At 63.9% G+C, this 3,363-nt stretch carries 4 protein-coding genes; 1 reads left to right on the top strand and 3 read right to left on the bottom strand.

Going from position 1 to position 3,363, the window contains the following annotated elements; genetic code table 11:
• On the bottom strand, positions 1-543 hold a 543-nt coding region (locus tag EN906_RS27810), incomplete at its 3' end, for a MipA/OmpV family protein (protein ID WP_164777406.1).
• Positions 544-738: 195 nt separating this feature from the next.
• Between EN906_RS27810 and EN906_RS27805 the strand changes: the two genes are divergently transcribed.
• Positions 739-1,293, top strand: coding sequence for an HdeD family acid-resistance protein (locus tag EN906_RS27805; RefSeq protein WP_127271600.1), 555 nt, complete (start codon positions 739-741; stop codon positions 1,291-1,293).
• Between the two features lie 17 nt (positions 1,294-1,310).
• Here EN906_RS27805 and EN906_RS27800 read toward each other — a convergent pair whose 3' ends face one another.
• Positions 1,311-2,291 carry a bifunctional riboflavin kinase/FAD synthetase gene (locus EN906_RS27800; protein WP_127271602.1) on the bottom strand — a complete coding sequence of 327 codons (981 nt, stop codon included), beginning with the start codon at positions 2,289-2,291 and terminating at the stop codon, positions 1,311-1,313.
• 6 nt (positions 2,292-2,297) lie between these two features.
• Complete coding sequence (locus EN906_RS27795) at positions 2,298-3,158, bottom strand: TIGR01459 family HAD-type hydrolase (RefSeq protein ID WP_127271605.1); 861 nt, start codon at positions 3,156-3,158, stop codon at positions 2,298-2,300.
• Between the last annotated feature and the right edge of the window lie 205 nt (positions 3,159-3,363).

The following is a 3,363-nucleotide window of genomic DNA, read 5'->3' as shown; positions in this document are numbered from 1 at the left end:
ATAATTGCCTGAGGCGAAGGAAACACGCGGACCGCCCGAAATCCTGACGGTCGGCGTCACATCGTAAAAGGCGTCGGCGGCGATGTCGGCGACAAAGCCGTTGTGAGCGCGAATGCCGTGGCGCAGCTCGGCGCGGGCGCGCAGCCAGTCGGTCGGATAGAATTCGAAGAAGCCGCCGACTTCCCCGCCCCAGCGCACCGGATCGAGGCCCTTCAGCTCATCGGCGTTGTCATCATCGCGGGAAAATAGGAACTTGCCGGTCAGGCCGGCGCGGAAACCGCCATCATCGACCAGCGCCAGCGAGATGTTGTCGTTGCGCGAGACAAAGCGGGCCGCCGGTCCGGCCTTGCCCAGCGAAATGATCGGCGAGGCGCTGAGCAGGTACTTTTTGCCGCCCTCGAAATTCGGCGCCACCATGCCGGTGGCACCTACGGTCAGATACCAGTCGCCGGACAGCCAGCTGCCCTCGCCCGCATGGGCAGTGCCCGCTCCGCCCAGCACCGCAGCGGCCAACACCAGAGAGATTCTTCCGACCGGACTCATGGCCACTCCACTAACACGACACACACGATTACCGATGACAGCTTTGACGGCCCTTTGGTAAAATTTGATTTAAACCCGAGACATACGCTCGCGCTTTTGCAGCGGTCCCGCTGCCGGTCATCGACTGGACGTTGGCCCGTGCCCGGATTACCTTCCATCCGCAGTATTCCGCAGCCCTCGATGGAGACCGCGACAATGACCCTGCATGGCGACGCCTTGAAAATCGCGCTCGAACAGACACGGACAAAATGGGGATGGTTTGTCGCGCTCGGTGTGCTGCTGCTCATCTTCGGCGGCATTGCCTTCGCCAATCTGTTCGTCGCCACAGTGGCTTCCGTCTACGTCGTGGGATGGCTGATGCTGATGGCGGGCATAATCGAGATCGTGCACGCGTTCGGCGTCAAGACCTGGAGCCGGTTCTTCTATTGGCTGCTCAGCGGACTGCTGTACGCCGTTGCCGGCTTCTTCGCTTTCGGCAATCCGCTGCTTGCCTCGGCGGTGCTGACGTTCCTGCTGGCGATCGCGCTGGTCGCGTCAGGGGTGCTCAGGGCCTGGGTCGGCTACAGCCATCGGCCGGAACGCGGCTGGGGCTGGCTCGTCGCTGCCGGTGCCATCAGCGCGCTTGCAGGCCTGATCATCGCGATGGGCTGGCCGGTCAACAGCCTGTGGGTGCTCGGGCTGTTCCTGGCGATCGACCTGATCTTCCAGGGCTGGACCTTCATCGCCGTCGGCCTGGCATTCAAGAAGTAGCCGGCATCACGCCTGGCTCAAAAAGCCATGGCCGCGTCGAGCTCGGAGAGCGGCCTGACGCCGGCGAGCAGCGCGCGTGCCTCGGCTTCATCGCGTTTCATCTGCGCGACCAGCGCGTCGAGCCCATCGAACTTCACCTCCGGGCGCAGGAAACCGAAGAAGGAAACCTGACAGACCTCGCCATAGAGGTCTTCGGAGAAGTCGAAGACGAAGGTTTCCAGCAGCGGCGTGCCATTGTCATTGACGGTCGGGCGCCGGCCGAAGCTGGCGACGCCGTCGTGAAGCGTGCCGTCGGCGCGGCGGAAGCGGACGGCATAGATGCCCTCCTTGAGTGCGGCTTCAGCCGACAGCCTCATATTCGCGGTTGGAAAGCCAAGGGTGCGGCCAAGCTGCTGTCCGCCGACCACTTCGCTTTCGACGGTGAAGCGGTAGCCGAGCAGACCGGCGGCTTCGGCCACTTCGCCCTCGCCCAGCAATCCGCGGATGCGGCTGGACGACACCACCTCGGCGCCCTCGTCCCGGAAGGCGTCGACGAGCGTGACGCCGAAGCCGTGACGCTCGCCGGCCGCCATCAGGTAGGCCGGGCCGCCTTGACGATCCTTGCCGAAGTGGAAATCGAACCCGGTCACGGCGTGGGTAATGCCAAGGTTCGTTTCCAGCACATCCGTCACGAACGCTTCCGCCGACAGCGAGGCGAAGTCGCGCGTGAACGGCTGTTCGACCAGCGCGGCAAAGCCCAGCAGCGACAGGAGCCGCGCCTTCATCGGCGGCGGCGTCAGCACGAACAACGGGATATCAGGCCTGAAGATCTTGCGCGGATGCGGTTCGAATGTCAGCACCAGGGCCGGTGCGCCGCGCCGTCCGGCCTCGGCGGAGGCGCGCTCGAGCACCGCCTGATGGCCGCGATGGACGCCATCGAAATTGCCGATCGCCACCACGCCGCCGCGCAGGTCTGCGGGAAGCGGCGCGGTTGCCAGGATGCGCTGGAAGGCTGCCATCGTCACCTACCGAAGTCTGGGAATGACGGCCACCGGACCATAGCCATGCTTTTCCAGGAACGCCGCCAATCTTGCCGGATCCGGTTGCAAGGCATCGCCATAGTCGCGGGCATGGATGCCGCCGGAGACATAAAGAACATCGAAGCCATTGTCGGCGGCGCCCTTCACATCGGTCATCATGCCATCGCCGATGGCCAGCACCCGGCTGCGCTCGACCGGCCGGCCAAGAATCTCGGCGACCTCCTTCATCGCGAGATTGTAGATCGGCGCGTATGGTTTTCCAGCGATCAATGTGCGGCCGCCGAGCTGGGCATAGTCACGCGCCAGCGCGCCGGCACACCAGATGATGCGTTCGCCGCGCTCGACCACGATGTCGGGATTTGCGCAGATGAAAGGCAGGTTCCGGGCGCGCAGCCGCCGCAGGAGCTCCGTGTAATCCTCGGGCTTCTCGACCTCGTCGTCGAACAGGCCGGTGCAGACGACGCCGGATGCTTCGAACTCCTCGACAAGCTCCACGTCGAGACCTTCATAGAGAGTGAAGTCACGGTCGGCGCCGATATGGAAAATCCTGCGCGGCCCTTCGGCGATCAGATCCCGGGTCACGTCGCCTGAGGTAACCACCCGGTCGTAGGCTGACGGTGGAACACCGATCGCGTTCATCTGCGCCACGACATCGGCACTTCTGCGCGGCGAATTGGTGATCAGGACCACGGGGATTTTCGCCTCTCGAGCCCTTGCCAATGCGGAGGCCGCCACCGGGAAATGCGTTTCGCCATTGTGGACCACGCCCCAGACGTCGCACAGGATTGCCGAATAGGCCTTCGACACGTCTTCGAGCGAGCCGATGATTTCAGGCGAATTCGCCATGCCGTTTCCTTCAGTCGTGATCGTTGCGACGCCGCGACCGACGGTTCGCCGCAGCCGGTTCGGATTAGCCGAACCGCCCCGGCCTGTCACCAGCTTTCGCCAGGCACGATTGGTTAGCGGTTGGTGAAGCGCTGCCCCGGCAATAGAGCCATTTCCCAAACGCGGCCTTCAGCGTTTTGTGGAAAGCTGGCATCAATCGAGAATC

It is taken from the genome of Mesorhizobium sp. M7A.F.Ca.CA.004.06.1.1 (assembly GCF_003999135.1).
In the GTDB taxonomy this organism is placed as follows: Bacteria; Pseudomonadota; Alphaproteobacteria; order Rhizobiales; family Rhizobiaceae; genus Mesorhizobium.
The sequence above is the reverse complement of the archived record's forward strand: the minus strand, read 5'-3'. Positions and strand labels throughout refer to the sequence as shown.